The organism is Rhodococcus sp. JG-3 (genome assembly GCF_000482405.1).
Classification (GTDB): Bacteria; Actinomycetota; Actinomycetes; order Mycobacteriales; family Mycobacteriaceae; genus Rhodococcoides; species Rhodococcoides fascians.
This window is the reverse complement of sequence record NZ_KI519398.1, coordinates 4,677,103-4,697,027: the sequence shown is the minus strand read 5'-3', so window position 1 is coordinate 4,697,027 and position 19,925 is coordinate 4,677,103. Positions and strand designations below refer to the sequence as shown.

General features: G+C 65.2%; 19 protein-coding genes. 10 read left to right on the top strand and 9 right to left on the bottom strand.

Annotation, left to right across the window (positions count from 1 at the left end):
• The first annotated feature begins 100 nt into the window (after positions 1–100).
• The 3 genes from mca to K414_RS0123410 are packed head-to-tail and all read left to right on the top strand — an operon-like array spanning position 101 to position 3,272.
• Positions 101–976, top strand: coding sequence for a mycothiol conjugate amidase Mca (gene mca, locus K414_RS0123420; RefSeq protein ID WP_027498148.1), 876 nt, complete (start codon positions 101–103; stop codon positions 974–976).
• The gene (locus K414_RS0123415; protein WP_027498147.1) at positions 973–1,263 is read left to right on the top strand and encodes a hypothetical protein; all 291 of its coding nucleotides are present in this window, start codon (positions 973–975) and stop codon (positions 1,261–1,263) included. Before mca ends, K414_RS0123415 begins: the two co-directional genes overlap by 4 nt.
• Positions 1,263–3,272 (top strand): thioredoxin domain-containing protein, encoded by a 2,010-nt coding sequence (locus K414_RS0123410; protein WP_027498146.1) that lies wholly within the window; start codon positions 1,263–1,265, stop codon positions 3,270–3,272. Before K414_RS0123415 ends, K414_RS0123410 begins: the two co-directional genes overlap by 1 nt.
• A 36-nt stretch (positions 3,273–3,308) precedes the next feature.
• Here the strand turns inward: K414_RS0123410 and K414_RS0123405 are convergent, their stop codons facing one another.
• A complete protein-coding gene (locus K414_RS0123405; protein ID WP_027498145.1) occupies positions 3,309–3,974 on the bottom strand; it encodes a hemolysin III family protein in 666 nt (221 codons plus the stop codon).
• 133 nt (positions 3,975–4,107) lie between these two features.
• Here K414_RS0123405 and K414_RS0123400 point away from each other — a divergent pair, with 133 nt between their 5' ends.
• Positions 4,108–4,890, top strand: coding sequence for an isoprenyl transferase (locus K414_RS0123400; RefSeq protein ID WP_027498144.1), 783 nt, complete (start codon positions 4,108–4,110; stop codon positions 4,888–4,890).
• A 50-nt stretch (positions 4,891–4,940) separates the two neighbouring features.
• Here the strand turns inward: K414_RS0123400 and coaA are convergent, their stop codons facing one another.
• Positions 4,941–5,873 carry a type I pantothenate kinase gene (gene coaA / locus K414_RS0123395; protein ID WP_027498143.1) on the bottom strand — a complete coding sequence of 311 codons (933 nt, stop codon included), beginning with the start codon at positions 5,871–5,873 and terminating at the stop codon, positions 4,941–4,943.
• Positions 5,874–5,999: 126 nt separating this feature from the next.
• Between coaA and K414_RS0123390 the strand changes: the two genes are divergently transcribed.
• From K414_RS0123390 to K414_RS0123375, 3 genes are all read left to right on the top strand, one after another.
• Positions 6,000–7,196: a hypothetical protein gene (locus tag K414_RS0123390; RefSeq protein ID WP_027498142.1), complete on the top strand. Its 1,197-nt coding sequence runs from the start codon at positions 6,000–6,002 to the stop codon at positions 7,194–7,196.
• A 63-nt stretch (positions 7,197–7,259) separates the two neighbouring features.
• Complete coding sequence (gene glyA / locus K414_RS0123385; RefSeq protein WP_027498141.1) at positions 7,260–8,543, top strand: serine hydroxymethyltransferase; 1,284 nt, start codon at positions 7,260–7,262, stop codon at positions 8,541–8,543.
• A gap of 429 nt (positions 8,544–8,972) precedes the next feature.
• Positions 8,973–10,298 carry a PhoH family protein gene (locus K414_RS0123375; RefSeq protein WP_027498140.1) on the top strand — a complete coding sequence of 442 codons (1,326 nt, stop codon included), beginning with the start codon at positions 8,973–8,975 and terminating at the stop codon, positions 10,296–10,298.
• 53 nt (positions 10,299–10,351) lie between these two features.
• On the opposite strand, the gene K414_RS0123370 is transcribed toward K414_RS0123375, so the two are convergent.
• A complete protein-coding gene (locus K414_RS0123370) occupies positions 10,352–10,729 on the bottom strand; it encodes a limonene-1,2-epoxide hydrolase family protein (protein ID WP_051365414.1) in 378 nt (125 codons plus the stop codon).
• Between the two features lie 26 nt (positions 10,730–10,755).
• Entirely contained in the window at positions 10,756–12,303 is a 1,548-nt protein-coding gene (locus tag K414_RS0123365) for a serine hydrolase (RefSeq protein ID WP_237606574.1), read from the bottom strand.
• Between the two features lie 173 nt (positions 12,304–12,476).
• On the opposite strand from K414_RS0123365, the gene K414_RS0123360 reads away from it, so the two are divergent.
• Complete coding sequence (locus tag K414_RS0123360) at positions 12,477–13,334, top strand: acyl-ACP desaturase (RefSeq protein ID WP_027498137.1); 858 nt, start codon at positions 12,477–12,479, stop codon at positions 13,332–13,334.
• 151 nt (positions 13,335–13,485) lie between these two features.
• On the opposite strand, the gene K414_RS0123355 is transcribed toward K414_RS0123360, so the two are convergent.
• On the bottom strand, positions 13,486–14,889 hold the full coding sequence (locus K414_RS0123355; RefSeq protein WP_027498136.1) for a class II fumarate hydratase: 1,404 nt from the start codon (positions 14,887–14,889) through the stop codon (positions 13,486–13,488).
• Positions 14,890–14,921: 32 nt separating this feature from the next.
• The gene (gene glpX, locus K414_RS0123350) at positions 14,922–15,962 is read right to left on the bottom strand and encodes a class II fructose-bisphosphatase (RefSeq protein WP_027498135.1); all 1,041 of its coding nucleotides are present in this window, start codon (positions 15,960–15,962) and stop codon (positions 14,922–14,924) included.
• A gap of 135 nt (positions 15,963–16,097) precedes the next feature.
• On the opposite strand from glpX, the gene K414_RS0123345 reads away from it, so the two are divergent.
• Positions 16,098–16,667 carry a DUF4245 domain-containing protein gene (locus tag K414_RS0123345; RefSeq protein WP_027498134.1) on the top strand — a complete coding sequence of 190 codons (570 nt, stop codon included), beginning with the start codon at positions 16,098–16,100 and terminating at the stop codon, positions 16,665–16,667.
• Here K414_RS0123345 and K414_RS0123340 read toward each other — a convergent pair.
• The 3 genes from K414_RS0123340 to K414_RS0123330 are packed head-to-tail and all read right to left on the bottom strand — an operon-like array spanning position 16,664 to position 18,794.
• Positions 16,664–16,888 carry an exodeoxyribonuclease VII small subunit gene (locus K414_RS0123340; protein ID WP_027498133.1) on the bottom strand — a complete coding sequence of 75 codons (225 nt, stop codon included), beginning with the start codon at positions 16,886–16,888 and terminating at the stop codon, positions 16,664–16,666. The two genes, K414_RS0123345 and K414_RS0123340, sit on opposite strands and share 4 nt — an antisense overlap.
• A 29-nt stretch (positions 16,889–16,917) precedes the next feature.
• A complete protein-coding gene (xseA, locus tag K414_RS0123335; protein ID WP_027498132.1) occupies positions 16,918–18,180 on the bottom strand; it encodes an exodeoxyribonuclease VII large subunit in 1,263 nt (420 codons plus the stop codon).
• Positions 18,177–18,794, bottom strand: coding sequence for a lipid droplet-associated protein (locus tag K414_RS0123330; protein ID WP_027498131.1), 618 nt, complete (start codon positions 18,792–18,794; stop codon positions 18,177–18,179). The genes xseA and K414_RS0123330 overlap by 4 nt, the downstream gene beginning before the upstream one ends.
• A 96-nt stretch (positions 18,795–18,890) precedes the next feature.
• Between K414_RS0123330 and K414_RS0123325 the strand changes: the two genes are divergently transcribed.
• The gene (locus K414_RS0123325; protein ID WP_027498130.1) at positions 18,891–19,898 is read left to right on the top strand and encodes a 4-hydroxy-3-methylbut-2-enyl diphosphate reductase; all 1,008 of its coding nucleotides are present in this window, start codon (positions 18,891–18,893) and stop codon (positions 19,896–19,898) included.
• Positions 19,899–19,925 lie beyond the last annotated feature (27 nt).

The following is a 19,925-nucleotide window of genomic DNA, read 5'->3' as shown; positions in this document are numbered from 1 at the left end:
AGCTCTCGGAGTGAAATCGGGGGTGCCGCTGGGGGCATGTCGGCGTCAGGTGGAACTATAGGGCAGGCAAGAACAAGGCGAATCCGAGGTGAGGAAGAACGTGTCCGGACTGCGGCTCATGGCAGTGCATGCCCATCCCGACGACGAGTCCAGCAAAGGTGCTGCGACCACGGCCCGCTATGCGGCCGAAGGGCACGACGTTCTGGTCGTCACGCTCACCGGCGGCGAGCGAGGGGACATCCTCAATCCGGCGATGGACATTCCGGGCGTCCACCAACGGATCAGGGAGGTTCGACGCGAGGAGATGGCCGAGGCCGCGCGCATCCTCGGGGTACAGCAGACGTGGCTCGGATTCGAGGACTCGGGACTCCCCGAGGGCGATCCGCTGCCGCCGCTGCCCGAGGGCTGCTTCGCGCTGGTGCCTTTGGAGGTGTCCACCGAGGCGTTGGTGAAGGTGGTTCGGGACTTCAAGCCCCACGTCATCACCACCTACGACGAACGCGGTGGCTACCCGCATCCCGATCACATCCGCTGCCACGAGGTCTCGATGGCCGCGTGGGAGGCCGCGGGCGATCCCGAGCGTTTCCCCGATGCGGGTGAGCCGTGGACTCCGCTCAAGCTCTACTACTCGCACGGTTTCCTGCGTAAGCGCATGCAGCTCTTCCACGACTGGTTCATCGATCGCGGCGAGGAGAGCCCGTTCGTCGACTGGCTGAAGCGGTGGGACGGTCAGCGCGACGAGATCATGGAGCGCATCACCACGCAGGTCGACGTGGGTACCTGGTTCGAGCAGCGCGACGACGCACTGCGAGCCCATGCGACGCAGATCGATCCCAACGGAGCGTTCTTCGCGGTGCCGGTGGACGTCCAACGCAAGTTGTGGCCCACCGAGGAGTTCGAGCTCGCCCGCACCCGCGTGACCACGTCACTGCCCGAGACCGACCTGTTCGCGGGAATAGAAGAGACCGAACAATGATCGTGTCGATCCTCGCCCAGCAGCCCACGGGGCCCGAGTTCGGCAAGTCGTCGCCGATCGGTCTGGTGATCCTCGTGGCGTTGCTGGTCGGAACGGCGCTGCTGATCTGGTCCATGAACAAGAAGATCAAGCGTCTGCCCGCGACGTTCGAGAAAGAAGATCCCACGCTGGATCAGGCGCTCGACGAGGGCACCGATCGTGGGGGCATCACGCCGAGCCCACAACCGGACACCAGCCGTCCGAAACCCGCTGTCTCCGACAAACCCGCTGTCTCCGACGAACCCTGATGCTCGACGCGAACACGCTGGGCGAATCCACCAGTCCGTATCTGCGTCAGCACGCCGACAATCCGGTGCACTGGCAGCAGTGGGGACCGCAGGCACTGCAGTCCGCGCGTGATCGCGACGTCCCGATCCTGTTGTCCATCGGGTACTCGGCGTGCCACTGGTGTCATGTCATGGCACACGAATCGTTCGAGGACGAGGCCACCGCGGCCCTGATGAACGAGCACTTCGTGTGCATCAAGGTCGATCGGGAAGAACGCCCCGATCTCGATGCGGTGTACATGAACGCCACTGTCGCGATGACCGGTCAGGGCGGTTGGCCGATGACCTGTTTCCTCACACCCGAGACCGAACCGTTCTACTGCGGGACGTACTACCCACCGGCCCCACGCCAGGGGATGCCCTCCTTCGAACAACTACTGACCGCAATCGCCGACACCTGGTCCACCCGGCGACAGGAGGTGTTCGACGCGTCCGCGGCCATCGTCACCGAACTGCGCAAACAGAGCTCCGGAATTCCGGCCGGCGGACGACCGATGGACGCCGATTTTCTGGCCGCGTCCGTCGCGGCGGTCTGCGCCGACGAGGACACCACGTACGGCGGCTTCGGCCGGGCACCGAAGTTTCCACCGGGTGCACTGCTCGAGGGTCTGCTCCGGCACTACGAGCGCACCGGCAACGGTGAGGTACTCGACGTAGTTCGACGTACCGCGGCGGCAATGGCGCGCGGAGGCATGTACGACCAACTCGCCGGCGGCTTCGCACGGTATTCGGTCGACGCCGAATGGATCGTTCCGCACTTCGAGAAGATGCTCTACGACAATGCGCTGCTGCTGCGGTTCTACGCGCACGCCGCCCGGGTCGACGATGATCCGCTGGTGCGTCGGGTGGCGTCGGATACCGCACGATTCATGCTCGGTGAATTGCGCACGGCCAACGGCTGTTTCGCGTCGGCGCTCGATGCCGACACCGAAGGAGTCGAGGGTCTGACCTACGTGTGGACCCCCGAGCAGCTGGTCGACACCCTCGGTTTCGAGGACGGTGTGTGGGCGGCAGGCCTGTTCGCGGTGAACTCCGCCGGCACGTTCGAGGCCGGTATGTCGGTGCTGCAACTGCCCGCCGAGCCCGAGGACTACGACCGGTTCGCCCGCATCCGGAACGCGTTGTCGGCGGCTCGAGCGTCGCGGCCGCAACCCGGTCGAGACGACAAGGTGGTCACCGCGTGGAACGCACTGGCCATCACCGCGTTGGCCGAGGCCGGAACCGGCGCGAACGAACCGACCTGGGTCGACGCCGCCGTCGAATGCGGCGAGCAACTGTTCGCCACTCACGTCGAATCGGGACGTGTCCGGCGGGCGTCCCTCGGTAGCGCAGTGGGTGAGGCCACCGGAGTGCTCGAGGACTACGCCTGCCTCGCCGTGGCCGCTGCCACGCTGTTCCAGGCCACCGGCGACGCCGTCTGGACCCGACGGATGACGACGATCCTCGACGCCGCGATCGAGCACTTCGCCGATCCCGACGACGCCGGCAGCTGGTTCGACACCGCCGACGATGCCGAGACCCTGGTGACCCGGCCGCGGGATCCGATCGACGGCGCGACTCCGTCGGGAGCGTCGACGATGGCCGAGGCTCTGCTCACCGCCGCCGCCCTCGTCGATCACGAATCGTCCGCACGGTACGCCGAACTGGCCGCTGCCTCGCTCGCACGAGCAGCGGCCATCCTCGAACGCGCCCCCAGGTCGGGTGGTCACTGGCTGGCCGTGGCCGAGGCGTCGGTGCGCGGCCCGATTCAGATCGCCGTGTCGCTCGCACCGGACGGTGAGTTGCTCGCCGCCGCGCGATCGCTGGCACCCGGAGGTTCCGTGGTGGTCGCAGGCTCGGCCGACTCGTCTGCGCTGCTGACGGGCCGACCGCCCGTCGACGGGCAGGAAACGGCGTACGTGTGTCGCGGATTCGTCTGCGACCGGCCTGTGACGTCGGTCGAGGATCTGGCGGCCGCACTGCGGAAGTGACGTCGCCGACGCGGTGTTCCGCCTTCCGACGGGTCGTCAGAACAGGACGAGCCACACTGCCACGAGGTGGCAGATTGCCGCCAACACCGTTGCTGCGTGGAAGAATTCGTGATGGCCGAATGTCGTGGGCCACGGGTTCGGCCACTTGGTGGCGTAGAGGACCGCCCCGACGCTGTAGAAGATGCCGCCGACCAACAGCAGCAGGAACGGTGCGAAGCCGACGTGCTCGATCAGGGTGGGAGCGACCGGCACGATCGCCCAGCCGAGCACGAGATACAGCGGTACCCCGACCCAGCGGGGAGCGGTGGGCCACAGCATCTTCAGAGCCACCCCGCAGATCGCTCCGATCCACACGACGATCAACAGAGTTCGTCCCGTCGCGGCCGGCAGACCCAGTACGGCGAACGGGGTGTAGCTACCGGCGATGAACAGGAAGATCATGGAGTGGTCGGCGCGTTTCATCCAGATCTGCGACGCGGTGGTCTTCCAGTGCACGCGGTGATAGGTGGCGCTGACGCCGAACACCCCGCACACGGTGATCGAATAGATGCCCGTCGCGAGGCCTGCGCTGACCGACACCAGGCTGAACGCCATCGTGACGAGGGTGATCGCGCACACTACCGCGACGCCGAAGGCGTACAGGTGAATCCAGCCACGCATGCGTGGCTTGACGGGTATCTCGTCCAGTCCGAACATCGTCATGAAAGATGACCTCCCGTTCCGCCGTAGTGAACCTACGCAACCGTAGGTTCGGACGCTACTGTACCGGCCGCCCGCTCGAAGACGTCGGCGTAAGGTGATCCTCCGTGGTGATGAGAGCAGCGGTGACGAAGTAGTGGTGATCATTCCGCAGAAGGTGCGCGGCGTTCTCTACAACGTGTACGAGCGGCGTTTGTTGAGTCAGCTCGAGGGTGTGCAGCACCCGCGGCACGTCGCGGTGATGTGTGACGGCAACCGGCGGTGGGCACGGGAGAACGGGTTCACCGACGTCGCGCACGGCCACCGCATGGGGGCGCTCAAGATCGCCGAGATGCTCGGCTGGTGCGACGCTGCCGGAATCGAGATGGCCACCATCTATCTGCTCTCGACCGAGAACCTCCGACGGGATGCCGACGAACTCGATTCGCTGCTCGACATCATCACCGACGTCGTCGAGGAGATCTGCGGACCCGAGATGAACTGGGGTGTCAAACTCGTCGGCACTCTCGATCTGCTGCCTGCTTCGACCTCACGCCGGCTCAAGGAGGCGGCTGCGCGCACCGAGGGCCGAACCGGAACGCACGTCAACGTCGCCGTCGGATACGGCGGGCGTCAGGAAATCGCCGACGCCGTGCAGTCACTGGTCACCGAGAAGATCGCCGAGGGCATCACCGGGGACGAGTTGGTGGCCTCGATCAACGTCGACGGTATCGACAGTCACCTGTACACCTCGGGGCAGCCCGATCCGGATCTCGTCATCCGCACCTCGGGAGAGCAACGCCTGTCCGGTTTCCTGCTGTGGCAGAGCGCATATTCGGAGATCTGGTTCACCGAGGCCTATTGGCCGGAATTTCGCCGCGTCGACTTCTTGCGGGCCCTGCGTGATTTCGCCGCACGGCACCGTCGGTTCGGTATCTGACGTGCACGGTACTTCGTAGCCTGCTACGAACTTCCACTCACGACCTGGACCTACAACTTTCGCAGGCGCAGCCGGTTGATCGCATGGTCGTTGTCCTTGCGTAGCACCATCGTTGCTCGCGGACGAGTCGGAAGAATGTTCTCCACCAGGTTCGGCAGGTTGATCGAATGCCAGAGATCCTCGGCCGCGATCTGCGCGTGATCGTCGGACAGTCCTGCATAGTGATGGAAATGCGAGGACGGGTCGGTGAACGAGGTCTTACGTAGCGCCAGGAATCGTTTGACGTACCAGCTTTCGATGTCCTCGATCCGAGCGTCGACGTAGATCGAGAAGTCGAACAGATCCGAGACCATCAGCCGAGGTCCGGTCTGGAGTACGTTGAGCCCCTCCACGATCAGGATGTCGGGCTGGCGAACCATGTGGTACTGGCCTTTGACGATGTCGTACGACACGTGCGAATAGACCGGCGCGCCCACCTCTTCGGTTCCGGACTTGACCTCGGTGACGAACCTGAGCAGCTTGCGTCGGTCGTAACTTTCGGGAAAGCCCTTGCGGTGCAGGATCCCTCGGCGCATGAGCTCGGCCGTCGGATACAGGAAACCGTCCGTGGTGACGAGGTCCACGCGGGGATGGTGATCCCACCGGGCCAGGAGTGCTTGCAGCACACGGGCAGTGGTGGATTTACCGACCGCGACGCTGCCCGCTACGCCGATGACGAACGGAACCTGTCGATCGGGATGTTTCTCACCGAGGAACGTGGCCGTTGCCGCGAACAACCGCTGGCGCGCGGCCACCTGGAGATGAATCAGCCGGGCCAGCGGCAGATAGACCTCGGCCACCTCGTCCAGATCGATCTGCTCACCGAGGCCGCGCAGACCGACCAGTTCTTCCTCGGTGAGTACCAACGGTGTGGATTGACGCAGCGTGCGCCACTGCACACGGTCGAACTCGACGTACGGACTGGACTCGCTCACGCACGCCACCTGAGCATCGGAGCTGCTGAGGATTCGGCGTTGCTCCTGTCGGGCGCGAGTCGCATGGTTCCAGATTGTGCTCGGTGCCTGTCCACCGCGCACGGGCGGGGTCGTTCGCCGTACTAGGGTTCGGATATGGATGCTGCTTCCCTGGTTCGCGAATACCTGTTGCTGGGCCTGAGTTTCGACCGACTCGAAGACGGTTTCGTCGACGCGTACACCGGTGATCCCGAACTGCGTCGAATCACCGAGAACGCCCCGGCGCCGGAGCCGCGTGAGCTCGTCCGTCGAGCGCAGACACTGCGCGCCGAGCTCGGCAACGTCGAACTGACAGCGGAACGCCGGACGTTTCTCGACGTCCACCTGCGGGCGTTGGAATGCTCCGCGCGCAAGTTCGCAGGCGAGAACATCGGCTTCGTCGACGAGGTCCACGCCTACTTCGACGTTCGAATCGCACCGGGGGATCAGGACCAGTACCTGCAGGCGCATCGCAAGATGGACGAGGTGCTCCCCGGACCCGGCTCGCTGAGCGAACGGTTGATCGCCCACCGCCGCGCCGACGTCATCCCAGCGGATCGACTGCAGGACTGCGTCGAAGCGTTCTCGTCCGCATTGCGCGACCGTGTCCGCGCCGAATACTCGTTGCCCGAGAACGAGAAGGTGACGTACGAGGTAGTCGGCGACAAGCCGTGGTCCGGCTTCAACTACTACCTCGGCAACTTCCAGTCCACCGTCGCGATCAACTCCGACATCGAACAGCAGATGGCCAACCTGCCCCACCTGATCGCGCACGAGTCCTACCCCGGCCACCACACCGAGCACTGCCGCAAGGAGACGGGGCTCGTCGGCGCAGGACAACTCGAGCAGACGTTGTTCGTGGTCAACACTCCGCAGTGCCTGATGGCCGAGGGGCTCGCCGATCACGCTCTCGGGGCGATCGTCGGCGAAGGCTGGGGCGCATGGGCGCAGGAAATCTACGCCGACCTCGGACTGCGATTCGACGGCGACAAGGCCGAGCGACTCTCGGCGGCGTCGAGCCAACTGCTGGGGGTTCGCCAGGACGCCGCTCTGTTGCTGCACGATCAGCACAGGAGCGAGGACGATGTGGCCGCCTACCTGGAGCGATGGTCACTTGCCTCGCCGCAGCGCGCACGGCAAAGTCTGCGCTTTCTGTCCTCGCCGCTGTGGCGGGCGTACATCAGTACCTACGTCGAGGGCTACAAGCTTCTCGCCGGCTGGCTGGATCAGGGAGAGACCGCCAGTGAGCGGGCGCAGCTGTTCGGCAGACTGCTCGACGAGCCACTGACACCGGGTGCAGTACGCGTCTCGTAAACTGGCCCAGGTCCGTTGTTTATTGATGCCCCCTTACTCTGCTGTCCCTTGGAGACTCCTGTTATGACTGACGTCAACAACCTGTCACTGGCCGAGCTCGATCCCGAGGTCGCCGCGGCGATGGCAGGTGAACTGGGACGTCAGCGCGACACCCTCGAGATGATCGCCTCGGAGAACTTCGTGCCCCGCGCGGTTCTGCAGGCCCAGGGCAGCGTCCTGACCAACAAGTACGCCGAGGGCTACCCCGGACGCCGCTACTACGGCGGCTGCGAGCACGTCGACATCGTCGAGGACCTCGCCCGCAATCGCGCCAAGGAACTCTTCGGTGCAGAGTTCGCCAACGTGCAGCCGCACGCCGGTGCGCAGGCCAACGCCGCGGTACTGATGGCACTGATCAACCCGGGCGACAAGATCATGGGACTCGATCTCGCCCACGGCGGCCACCTCACCCACGGCATGAAGCTCAACTTCTCGGGCAAGCTCTACGAGGTCGAGTCCTACGGGGTGTCGAAAGAAGATCACCGCATCGACATGGACGAGGTGCGCAAGCAGGCCATCGCCGCCAAGCCCCAGGTGCTGATCGCCGGCTGGTCGGCCTACCCGCGCCACCAGGACTTCGCTGCGTTCCGTTCCATCGCCGACGAAGTGGGCGCACTGCTCTGGGTCGACATGGCGCACTTCGCCGGACTCGTCGCCGCAGGCGTGCACCCCTCACCCGTGCCTTACGCAGACGTCGTGTCCTCGACGGTGCACAAGACCCTCGGCGGACCGCGCTCCGGCATCATCCTCGCCAAGAAGGAATGGGCCAAGAAGCTCAACTCCGCCGTGTTCCCCGGCCAGCAGGGTGGGCCGCTGATGCACGCCATCGCCGCGAAGGCCGTCGCCTTCAAGATCGCTGCGACGCCCGAGTTCAAGGAACGTCAGGAACGCACCCTCCTCGGCGCGTCGCTGCTCGCCGAGCGGCTCACCGGCGCCGACGTCGCCGACAAGGGCGTCTCCGTCCTCACCGGCGGCACCGACGTGCACCTCGTCCTCGTCGACCTCCGCAACTCCGAGCTCGACGGCCAGCAGGCAGAAGACCTCCTGCACGAGGTCGGCATCACCGTCAACCGCAATGCCGTGCCCTTCGACCCACGCCCGCCCATGGTCACCTCCGGCCTGCGCATCGGCACCGGCGCACTCGCCACCCGCGGATTCGGCGAAGCCGAGTTCACCGAGGTCGCCGACATCATCGCAACCGCCCTGGCCACCGGGCAGGCCACCGACGCCCTGAAAGAACGCGTCGTGAAACTGGCACAGAGCAAGCCGTTGTACGAGGGCCTCGAAGACTGGGGATTGCTGGGCTGACCCTGGCTTTCCTGCCCACCCCGGTCGCGTCAATGGACCACCGCAGCGTTCGGACGTCTGCAGTGGTTCATTCACGCTGGCCCCCGGTCGGATCAATGTGGCTATCAGTCGATCTGAGTGCAACAAAGCCACATTGATCCGACGGGGGAGGGCGGTCTCGGCACCGAACGTCCCGCCGACCTGGGGCGAATCGGCCGTAACGCGTTGTTCACCGACACGCCAGACTTCCAGCGAGCCGATACCGGATTTCGGCGGTACCGTCGGCAGTAACAGGCAGCGGGGAAGCTGCCTGTGCGGGAGGTTCTGATACGTGACTGAGCTAGTGAGCGCGAGAGGGCCGGTACCCGGTCCTCGTGTCACCTGACACATCGGACCCGACCGGCCGAGCGACAGAGTTTGCGCGGTGCCGCGCAAACGTAGGAGCCCCACGTGACCACTTCACGCTCCGTTTCCGCCCCTCTTCGGACATTCGTGCTCGATACCTCGGTCCTGCTGTCGGATCCGTGGGCAGTCATCCGGTTCGCCGAGCACAATGTGGTACTTCCGTTGATCGTGATCAGCGAGTTGGAGGGCAAACGCCACCATCACGAACTGGGATGGTTCGCGCGGGAATCCTTGCGCATGCTCGACGACCTTCGCGTAGAATTCGGCCGACTCGATCAGCCGGTCCCCATCGGAACGTCCGGCGGCACACTGCAAGTCGAGCTCAATCACACCGATCCGTCGGTGCTTCCCGTCGGATTCCGTACCGACTCCAACGATTCTCGAATCCTCGCCTGCGCCCTGAATCTGGCGGCTGAGGGCAAAGATGTGGTGCTGGTCAGCAAGGATATCCCGCTGCGCGTCAAGGCCGGTGCTGTCGGGCTCCCCGCCGACGAGTACCACGCTCACGACGTCGTGCCGTCCGGATGGACCGGTATGACGGAGCTCGAGGTGCCCTCCGACGCCGTGGACACCCTGTTCAACGACGGTGTCATCGATCTCGTCGAGGCCCGAGACTTGCCGTGTCACACCGGAGTTCGACTGCTTGCCGGACGGCAGAGTGCGCTGGGGCGCGTCACGCCCGACAAGCAGCTTCAGCTCGTGCGCGGCGAGCGTGAGGCGTTCGGCCTGCACGGTCGTTCGGCGGAACAACGTGTGGCGCTCGATCTTCTGCTCGACGAGAGCATCGGCATCGTCTCGCTCGGCGGCAAGGCCGGCACCGGTAAGTCCGCACTGGCTCTCACTGCCGGACTCGAGGCCGTCCTCGAACGTCGCTCGCATCGGAAAGTTGTTGTCTTCCGGCCTCTTTACGCCGTCGGTGGTCAGGAACTCGGCTACCTCCCCGGCAGTGAGAGCGAGAAGATGGGCCCGTGGGGCCAGGCCGTCTTCGACACCCTCGAAGGGCTGGCCAGCCCGGAGGTCATGGAGGAGGTCATCGCCCGCGGCATGCTGGAAGTGTTGCCGCTGACGCACATTCGCGGTCGCTCGCTCCACGATTCGTTCGTGATCGTCGACGAGGCGCAGTCGCTCGAGCGCAACGTGTTGCTCACGGTGCTGTCACGGCTGGGGTCGGGTTCCCGCGTCGTACTCACCCACGACGTCGCGCAACGAGACAACCTGCGGGTCGGACGACACGACGGCGTCGCTGCCGTCATCGAAAAGCTCAAGGGGCACCCGCTTTTCGCGCACATCACCCTCACTCGCAGTGAGCGTTCACCGATCGCTGCACTGGTGACCGAAATGCTCGAGGAATTCGGTCCGTCAGGGGCCTGACGCCCCTCGTGAGTGGAACTTCGTAGACTGCTACGAAGTTCCACTCACATGGGTCACCGGCCGAGTGCAGCCCTGAGCACTCCTCGCGCAACACCTTTCAGGAAATCGACGTTGTCGAAATAGTCGCGCCACACAGCTATTTTGCCGTCGCGCAGCTCGAATGTTCCGCACACCCAGAACTCGACGCGGAGCCGACGCCAGATCAGGACGTCGGTGCGCTCGGTGAGCACGACATCTCCGTCGGCCGCGATGTTGTGCACGACGACGTCGAAACCGTAACCCGGCTTGGCCAGCAGCGTCAGAAATCTGCCGACGTTCGAGATTCCGCGCACCTTGGGAAGCCCGACGTTGTGCCACACGATTTTCTCGTCGAGAAGCGCCAGCGCGCGATCGGTCTCGCGAAGCCTCAACGCGTCGAACAAGTTTTGCACGCTGTCGGTTGCTTGTCGGGTATCAGTCACTTGGTGAACCGTCCTAATCCATCGCCGTCGAAGAACTCGAGTGTGACCGTGTTCCCCTCGAATGTCGCCTGAGAAATCGTTCCGTCCGGTGCGTTCTCACCGGTCGGCTCGAACGCGAAGGTATCACCGTCCCAGTGCGACAACTCGTAGGAAGTCGAGTTCGGTCCGAGGGTCAACACCAGCCTCCCGTCGACCTCCGCGACGGTCGCCGGCCCCCAGTAGGCGTTCTGGTACGCCCCGGTGTACGACGTGAGCGGTTGTGGCGCAGCGGCATTCGTCGGAGCGGTCTTCCCCGCGAGGTCGCCCTCCGGCTCGCTCATACCGGCGAACGCATTCTTGTACAGCGTTCGCCAGTCCTCGCGTACCTCGCCGAACTGCACGAGGTCGGCGAACTCGGCCGTGACCGTTTCTGCGATGCCGAGTGGCGCGGCGTTGGTCAGTACCACGATGGCGACGTCGAGCGACGGGATCCAGAGAAAGTTCGTGCCCGCCCCGAGCGCGAACGCTCCGGAATGGCTGACGGTCGTGCGGCCGGCTGCACTGGTGGAGACGTTGAATCCGTACCCGTAGTAGCCCGCGCGCGAATCCGCCGTCGTCGACGGGCTCGAGACGATCTGCGCGCTGATGGCAGGAAGGAGGGCGTCGGGATCGACGATCTGTTTTCCGTCGTGGGTGCCGTCGGCGATGAGCATCGTCAGCCACCTGGCGAGATCGTTCACCGAGGAGCTGACGCCACCGGCCGGCGTCTGCGGATCGGGTTCGCGTTGGTATCGGGCCTGATACTCGCCGTCCACGAGGACGTGAGGTACCGCTCGGTCGGCGCGGCCGATGTAGTCGGAGAACGACGAGCTTGTCGAGGTCATGCCGAGCGGACCGTAGATCGTGTCCTCGCCGAGGGTGTCCCAGTCCTTGCCCGACGCGGCAGCGACGGCCTCGGCCGCGGCTGTGATCCCGAAGTTGGTGTAGTGATACGTGGAACGGAACGGATCGAGGGGCACCTCCCGAAGGCGCTCGAGGATCTGTCTCCGGTCGTAGCCGAGGTCTTCGAGTAGATCGCCCTCGTGCTCTGGGAGTCCGCTTCGATGCGCGTAGAAGTCGCCGACCGTGATGTTCTGAGTCACCCACGGATCGTCAAGCGCAAACCACGGCAGCTCGGAGACCACCGGCGTCGACCAGTCGATGACACCCGCTCCCACCTGTGACGCGACCACCGTCGCACCCACTGACTTGGACAGCGAGGCCAGCTGGAACACGGTGTCGCCGTCGATCGGGTCGTCCTTCCCCATTTCGCGAACGCCGAAGCCTTTCGAATAGACGACGTCGGCACCGTGCACGACGGCAATGGCCATACCCGGAATGTTCGACGATGCCATCAGCTCGTCGGCGATACCGTCGAGCTTGCCGACCGCATCGTCGACCCGACCGGCCGGAACGTCGACGCCGGCAACCTGGCCGGGCGACAGATCCTCGGTCGGCACCGGCTCGGACGCCGGTGGACTGTCTGCGGTGGGTGCGTCTTCGGAGCACCCTGCCAACAGAACCAGAGAGCACACGACAGAAAGACACAGAAATTTCGACCCGACCGCATCATGAGGAGTCCTCACGTCGATGATTGGATGCACCTGAGGATAGACCCGCAACGACCTGGCGTTAGGAGAATTCACAGAGGTCAGGGGCGCGACGTCGGACGCTCGGCGGCAGGCGCTACGGTTACCGCATGTCTACGAACCTGTCCGACGGTGATCTGCTGGTCCGTTTGGAGCCCGCGGTCGAAGAGAATCTACGACGCCATATCGAGGCAGCGAGTGATTGGCACCCCCATGAGCTCGCGCCGTTCGACGACGGCAAGAACTTCGCGTTCCTCGGCGGCGAGGATTGGTCGCCCGAGCAGTCGCACCTGAGCGACGTCGAAATTCTGTCCGCCACGGTGGGCGTGTTGGTGGCCGACAACCTCCCCGCCTACCACCGGGAACTGGCCCACGCCCTCACCGGCCTCGGTGCCTGGTGGAAGTGGACGGGCCGCTGGACGTCGGAAGAGAACCGACAGTCGATCGTGCTGCGCAACTTCCTGGTGATCACCCGCGCTGTCGATCCGGTCGCCCTCGAGCGAGTCCGGATGGAACACATGACCCTCGGATTCGACGCGCCCAGCCAGCGGCTGCTCGACATCCTGGCGCACTTCGCCATCGAAGAAGCTGCCGCCGCCCTGCGTAACCGCAACACCATCGCTTTGGGCAAGGATCCGGTGCTGGCCACCATCCTCGGCAGAATCGCCGACGACGACGAGCTGCAGTCGGCATTCTTCGCCAGCATCCTCGACGAGGCATTCGCTGTCGTACCCGATCAGGCTGCGCGCGCAGTGGCCGACCGTATCAACGGCTTCAAGATCCCCGAGATCGAGCTTCCCGACCGCGGCAGCAGCATCGCCGCCCTCGCCGAAGCCGGCATCTACGACGCCGACCAGGAACGCGACAAGGTGTTCAAGCCGTTGCTCGCAGGCTGGAAGATCTTCGACCGCACCGATCTGGGTGAGGACGGCCTGAAGGCACGCGAGGAACTCGCGCACCTGGCCTGAGGTTCGCCCCTTTCGAAAGCGACCCGCCCCCGGTCGGATCAATGCGACTTTGTTGCAGTCTGAGTGACTGAAACCCACATTGATCCAACCGGGGGCGGGCGCGTTCAAGGGTGCAGCGGGTCCTGCGGGTCCTGCGGGTAGAGCAGCGAAACTAGTCCTTGACCTTCGCCATGGCCAGGACGTCGAGGCGCTTGTCCAGTTCGGCTTCGCTGAGCTTGTCGCCGATCAGTCCGCGGTCGATGACGGTCTGACGGATTGTCTTCTTTTCCTTCAGCGCCTGCTTGGCGACTGCGGCCGCTTCCTCGTAGCCGATTGCGGAGTTCAGCGGCGTCACAATGGACGGCGAGGACTCGGCAAGGGTCTTGAGGTGCTCGACGTTGGCTTCGAGGCCGACGACGCACTTGTCGGCGAACAGCACCGAGACGTTGGCGAGCAACTTGAAGGATTCGAGAACGTTGCGGGCCATCATCGGGATGTACACGTTGAGCTCGAAGGCACCCGATGCGCCGCCGAAGGCCACTGCCGCGTCGTTACCGATGACCTGCGCTGCCACCTGGGTAACAGCCTCGGGGAGAACGGGATTGACCTTGCCGGGCATGATCGAGCTGCCGGGCTGCAGGTCGGGGAGTGCGATCTCCCCGAGTCCGGTGAGCGGCCCCGATCCCATCCAGCGAATGTCGTTGGCGATCTTGGTCAGTGACACTGCGATGGTGCGCAGTGCGCCGGATGCCTCGACCAGTCCGTCACGAGCGGCCTGCGCCTCGAACGAATCCTTGGCGGCGGTGAGGGCGTCGATGCCCGTCGACTTCACCAGAGCAGCAACAACTTTCGGGCCGAAGCCGTCGGGTGCGTTGAGGCCGGTGCCGACGGCGGTGCCGCCGATGGGCAGTTCACCCAGACGCGGCAGGGTGGCTTCGACGCGCTCGATGCCGGCCTCGATCTGCCGGGCGTAGCCGCCGAATTCCTGACCGAGAGTGACGGGGACGGCATCCATCAGGTGGGTGCGTCCGGACTTCACGACGTGCTTCCACTCGGTGGCCTTGGTCACCAGAGCCTCGTGCAGGTGCCGCAGCGCGGGCACCAGGGAGGTGACGGCTGCTTCGGTAGCGGCGACGTGCGTGGCCGTCGGGAACGTGTCGTTGGAGGACTGCGACATGTTCACGTGGTCGTTGGGGTGCACCTCGACGCCGTTGGCCTTGGCGATCGACGCGATGACCTCGTTGGCGTTCATGTTGGAGCTGGTGCCCGAGCCGGTCTGGAAGACGTCGATCGGGAACTGATCGTCGTGCTTGCCCTCGGCGATTTCGTTGGCGGCCGCGATGATCGCGTCGGCCAATGCGCCGTCGAGCAGACCGAGATCCTTGTTGACCTGCGCGCAGGCTGCCTTGAGCAGGCCCATCGCGCGGATCTGGGTGCGCTCGAGCGGGCGGCCCGAGATGGGGAAGTTCTCCACCGCACGCTGCGTCTGGGCGCGCCAGAGCGCGTCGATGGGGACGCGAACCTCTCCCATGGTGTCGTGTTCGATCCGGAACTGCTGTTCGTCTGTCTGCGTCATGAGCCTTACTTTGCCAGTCGTGGTTTCGGGGATCAGAAGGACGGTGCCTGGCCGGATTCGTCGGCGTCGAAGTCCACCGAGGAGTACTCGCGCAGCTTCTCGAGGCGGTGGTAGGCGTCGATCATGCGCACGGTGCCGGACTTGGAGCGCATGACGATGGACTGGGTGTGGGCTCCGCCGCCCGCGTAGCGGACGCCGCGCAGCAGGTCGCCGTCGGTGACGCCGGTGGCGGTGAAGAAGACGTTCTCGCCCGAGACGAGGTCCTTGGTGTCGAGGACGCGATCGAGGTCGTGCCCGGCGTCGATGGCCTTCTGCTTCTCGGTGTCGTCCGTGGGTGCCAGACGGCCCAGGATCGCGCCGTCCATGCAGCGCATCGCGGCGGCCGCGATGATGCCCTCGGGCGTTCCGCCGGTGCCGATGAGCATGTCGGTGCCGGAGTCGGGACGAGCGGCGGCGATGGCACCGGCGACGTCACCGTCGGAGATCAACCGGATGCGTGATCCGGCGTCGCGCACCTGCTGGATCAGTTCGGCATGCCTGGGGCGGTCGAGGATGCACACCGTCACGTCGGAGGCGGAACCCTTCTTGATCTTGGCGATGCGGGCGATGTTCTCGGCGACGGGGACGGTGATGTCGATGACGTCGGCGTAATCGGGTCCGACGGCGATCTTCTCCATGTAGAACACGGCCGAGGGGTCGAACATCGCGCCGCGTTCGGCAACGGCGAGTACCGAGATGGCGTTGGGCATGCCCTTGGCCATCAGGGTGGTTCCGTCGACGGGGTCGACGGCGAAGTCCACCTCGGGTCCGTTTCCGTTGCCGACCTGCTCGCCGTTGTAGAGCATCGGCGCTTCGTCCTTCTCGCCTTCGCCGATGACGACGACGCCGCGCATGGAGACCGAGCTGACCAACTGACGCATCGCGTCGACGGCTGCTCCGTCGCCACCTTCCTTGTCGCCCCGACCGACCCAGCGACCCGAGGCGAGCGCACCGGCCTCGGTGACGCGGACGAGTTCGAGTGCGAGGTTGCGATCTGGCGCCATGGCGCGAGTGGACTCGGTGCTGGCCGTCATCGGTTTGTAGCCTCCTGGTTGGTGGGGTGTTACCCAGGCAGGATTATCTCACTTCTGTGATGCCCGCGGTGGGGTCGGGTCGACTGTGAGGTACGCGCCGACCGAGCACTGCTGCACAGAGGGGATACTGGAGATGTGGCAAACAGCAAACCTCGGATTCTCAACAACAACCGCGACATGGTCTGGTCGCTGATTCCGCTGGTCATTGCATGTTTGTTGATTGCAGGCGTGGCCAGTCAGTGCTCGTTGAGCCCGGGTGGACCCAAGCAGGGACCCATTCCCAACTTCGACGTGAACTCGGCACTGCAGTACGACGCGGCCGAAATAGGGTTCCCGGTGCGCAATCCGGTCGTTCCCGAGGAATGGACGCCCAATTCGGGCAGCCGCGCGACCATTTCCGGTGACAGTGGTGGAGCGGCGTCGACTGTCGGATACATCACCGGATCGGGTGCGTACCTGCAGTTGACTCAGACGGCCGCGTCCGAGGAACTGGTGGTGCCGTTCGTGGCCGGGGAGACGGTGTACGCGTCGGGCGCGCAGAACGTCTCGGGTCGAGACTGGGTCGTGTACGGCGAGGAAGGCTCGCGCACCTACTGGGTCTCGGACTTCGGTGACGTGCGAATCCTATTGGGCGGCACGGCGAACACCGAGGAATTCACCACTCTCGCGGCTGCGGTCGAGGCCACCGAACCGCTCGCGCCCTAGCTGTCGTTCTCGGTGCTCGCCAGCGCGGTCTCGATGCGCTTGCGTGCGCCCGCCAGTTGTTCTTCGCAGCGCGTCGCCAGTTGTTCGCCGCGCTCCCACAGAGCGAGGGATGCGTCGAGATCGAGCCCGCCCTGCTCGAGGATCTTCACCACGCCGACCAGCTCGTCGCGGGCTTCCTCGTAGCCCAGTTCGGACACCGGCTTGTCTTCGTTCTCGCTCATCGAATCTCCCTCTGTCTTTTCACTCGGCGTCATTTCACTCGGCCCATTACTGCTGCGGTGACGGCACCGTCGGCCACCCGCACCCTGATCTGTGTACCCGGCGGCGCGTCCTCGACCGAACGTAGTACCTCGGGATCTGCACCCGGCACCACCCGCTGTACGACGGCATAGCCCCGGGCAAGTGTGGCAGCAGGCCCCAGCGTCGACAGCCTCGCCCGCAGATGTTCGACGAGCGTGTCCTGGGTGGTCAGCTCGCGCTGCACGTCGCGTCGAGCTGCATCGGCGAGTCGCCGAACTTCCTCGCGACGCTGTTCGAGGGCCGCCAATGGATCGGCCAACACGGGTCGATGCCGCAGCATCTCCAGCCCGCGTGCCTCCCGTTCCACCCAATTGCGGAGCGCTGCAGCGCTTCTGGCCTTCAGCTCCGCGACCAACGCTTGTTCGGCGACGGCGTCGGGCACCACGAGCTTGGCGGCATCGGTGGGGGTGGCAGCACGTAGGTCGGCGACGTGATCGCTGAGGGGACTGTCGGGCTCGTGTCCGATGGCGCTGACGATCGGCGTCGTCGCACGTGAGATGGCTCGGCACAGTGCCTCGTCGGAGAACGGCAACAGATCCTCGACGCTACCGCCGCCGCGGGCGAGGACGATGACGTCGACGCGCGGGTCGTCGTTCAGATCCTTCAGTGCGTCCAGAATTGCCGGCACCGCTTGTGGACCCTGAACCGGAGTGTTCCGTACCTCGAATCGCACTGCGGGCCAACGCCTCTGCGCGACGGTGAGGACGTCCTTCTCGGCTGCGCTGGCGCGGGCGGTGATGAGCCCGATGGTGCCGGGCAGGAACGGCAGCGGACGCTTGAGTCGCGGGTCGAACAGTCCTTCGGCCGCCAGCAGAGCCCGGAGCCGTTCGATGCGGGCCAGTAGTTCGCCGACACCCACAGCGCGAATGTCGGTGGCGCGCAGCGAAATGGTGCCGCGGCCGGTGAAGAACGACAGCTTGCCGTAGAGGATGACGCGCGCGCCCTCGGTCAGCGGGACGGGCGAGCGATCCAGCAGCTGCGGCGAGCACGTCACCGACAACGACATGTCTGCCGACGGATCACGCAGAGTCAGAAATGCCGTGCGTGTGCCGGGGCGGGCGTTGATCTGCGTCAGCTGCCCCTCGACCCAGATGCTGCCGAGTTTGTCGATCCAACCGGCCACCTTCATCGCGACGGTGCGCACCGGCCATGGTTGTTCGGCGGTACTCGCACCGGATGGAGCGGGGCCGGACTGAGTGGGGGGAGTGCTCACTTCGCCTTGGCGGTGGTGATTCGGTTGGCGAGCATGGTCTGGAACGGTGCACGAGCCGACGTCGCATTCTCGTACTCGAGCAGGGTTTCCAAGTCCTCGATGGACAGCGTGCGCAGCCGTGCGCGCAACTGAGCCAGGGCAAGAGTGTCGAAGTCGATCATCTCGACGATCTCGGGCTTCGTCGCAGCTGCTGCGGGCTTCGCCGACGTGTCCTGCACCGGTTCGTCCAGCGGAGGCGTCGAGTACAGGGCGAATCGTCCATTCGCTGCGATGGGCTCGGCCACCGGTGCGTCGGGAACATCTACGTCATCGGTGACTGCTGCGGAGTCGAACCTCGATGCGGCGGGGTACGCGTCGTCCTCGTCCTCGTCGAAACTCGCCCACGACGGCTGCTCCTCGCGCGGAGTTCCGATCACCGGCAGAGCCGAAATGACCAGATCGCCCTTGATGGCGAGGGCTGTCACCTGCTGCTGAAGCCGCATGCCGCGTGCCAACGCCTCGCTGACGACGGTCATGGGCAACATCAACGCGGAACCGGGAAGCTTGCGGGCCTCTTCCACGACGGTCACGGCGACGCCTGCAGCCACCCGCGCCGCAAAGGGGAGTCGAGTCATGCACACCAGACTGCCCGAAGTCGTCGCCTTTGGGTAGCCGACAGGCCAGGGCCTGCGGAATGACCCGGTTGCTGCGATGCACGTATCCTGGGAGGTATGTCTTCGGCCGTTCCTTTGAATCTTGGTATCGCACACTCCGCCGGCTCGCACACGACCGCGCATGCCGGGGGTAAGCGAGTGCTTCTCGCCGAGCCGCGTGGCTACTGCGCGGGCGTGGATCGCGCCGTCGAGACCGTCGAGAAGGCACTCGAACAGCACGGTGCGCCGGTGTACGTGCGCAAGGAGATCGTGCACAACAAGCACGTGGTCGAGACGCTGTCCGATCGCGGTGCGGTGTTCGTCGAGGAGACCGACGAGGTGCCCGAGGGTTCGCTGCTGGTGTTCTCGGCGCACGGTGTCTCGCCTGCGGTGCACACTTCTGCTGCCGAGCGGAACCTGCGGACGATCGACGCGACCTGCCCGCTGGTGACCAAGGTGCACCAGGAAGCCAAGCGGTTCGCCCGAGACGACTACGACATTCTGCTCATCGGCCACGAGGGCCACGAGGAGGTCGAGGGCACCGCAGGTGAGGCACCCGAGCACATCCAGCTCGTCGACGGCCCGGAATCGGTGGACAGCGTCACGGTGCGCGACGAGAACAAGGTCATCTGGCTTTCGCAGACCACGCTGAGCGTCGACGAGACCATGATGACGGTCGCGAAGCTGCGGGAGCGCTTCCCGACCTTGCAGGATCCGCCGAGCGACGACATCTGCTACGCCACGCAAAATCGTCAGGTCGCGGTGAAGGCGATGGCGCCGGAGTGCGATCTGGTGATCGTCGTCGGCTCGAAGAACTCGTCGAACTCGGTGCGTCTTGTCGAGGTCGCCCTCGGTGCCGGCGCACGGGCCAGCTACCTTGTGGACTACGCGAAAGAGATCGATCTGGCCTGGCTCGACGGCGTCGAGACCATCGGCATCACGTCGGGAGCGTCCGTGCCGGAGATCCTGGTGCAGGGCGTCATCGACCTGTTCGCCGAGCACGGATACGCGGACGTGCAGCCCGTCACCACCGCGAACGAGACCCTCGTCTTCTCCTTGCCCCGCGAGCTGCGCCCCGCACGCTGACCGGTCCATGACCGGCCAGTGTCGGTG

What these genes read in the sequence shown, in the direction of transcription:
- K414_RS0123415 (WP_027498147.1), top strand. Translation starts at nt 973, where the DNA reads ATGATCGTGTCGATCCTCGCCCAGCAGCCCACGGGGCCCGAGTTCGGC.
- K414_RS0123410 (WP_027498146.1), top strand. Translation starts at nt 1,263, where the DNA reads ATGCTCGACGCGAACACGCTGGGCGAATCCACCAGTCCGTATCTGCGT.
- K414_RS0123405 (WP_027498145.1), bottom strand. Translation starts at nt 3,974, where the DNA reads ATGACGATGTTCGGACTGGACGAGATACCCGTCAAGCCACGCATGCGT.
- K414_RS0123390 (WP_027498142.1), top strand. Translation starts at nt 6,000, where the DNA reads ATGGATGCTGCTTCCCTGGTTCGCGAATACCTGTTGCTGGGCCTGAGT.
- glyA (WP_027498141.1), top strand. Translation starts at nt 7,260, where the DNA reads ATGACTGACGTCAACAACCTGTCACTGGCCGAGCTCGATCCCGAGGTC.
- K414_RS0123360 (WP_027498137.1), top strand. Translation starts at nt 12,477, where the DNA reads ATGTCTACGAACCTGTCCGACGGTGATCTGCTGGTCCGTTTGGAGCCC.
- K414_RS0123355 (WP_027498136.1), bottom strand. Translation starts at nt 14,889, where the DNA reads ATGACGCAGACAGACGAACAGCAGTTCCGGATCGAACACGACACCATG.
- glpX (WP_027498135.1), bottom strand. Translation starts at nt 15,962, where the DNA reads ATGACGGCCAGCACCGAGTCCACTCGCGCCATGGCGCCAGATCGCAAC.
- K414_RS0123340 (WP_027498133.1), bottom strand. Translation starts at nt 16,888, where the DNA reads ATGAGCGAGAACGAAGACAAGCCGGTGTCCGAACTGGGCTACGAGGAA.
- K414_RS0123330 (WP_027498131.1), bottom strand. Translation starts at nt 18,794, where the DNA reads ATGACTCGACTCCCCTTTGCGGCGCGGGTGGCTGCAGGCGTCGCCGTG.
- K414_RS0123325 (WP_027498130.1), top strand. Translation starts at nt 18,891, where the DNA reads ATGTCTTCGGCCGTTCCTTTGAATCTTGGTATCGCACACTCCGCCGGC.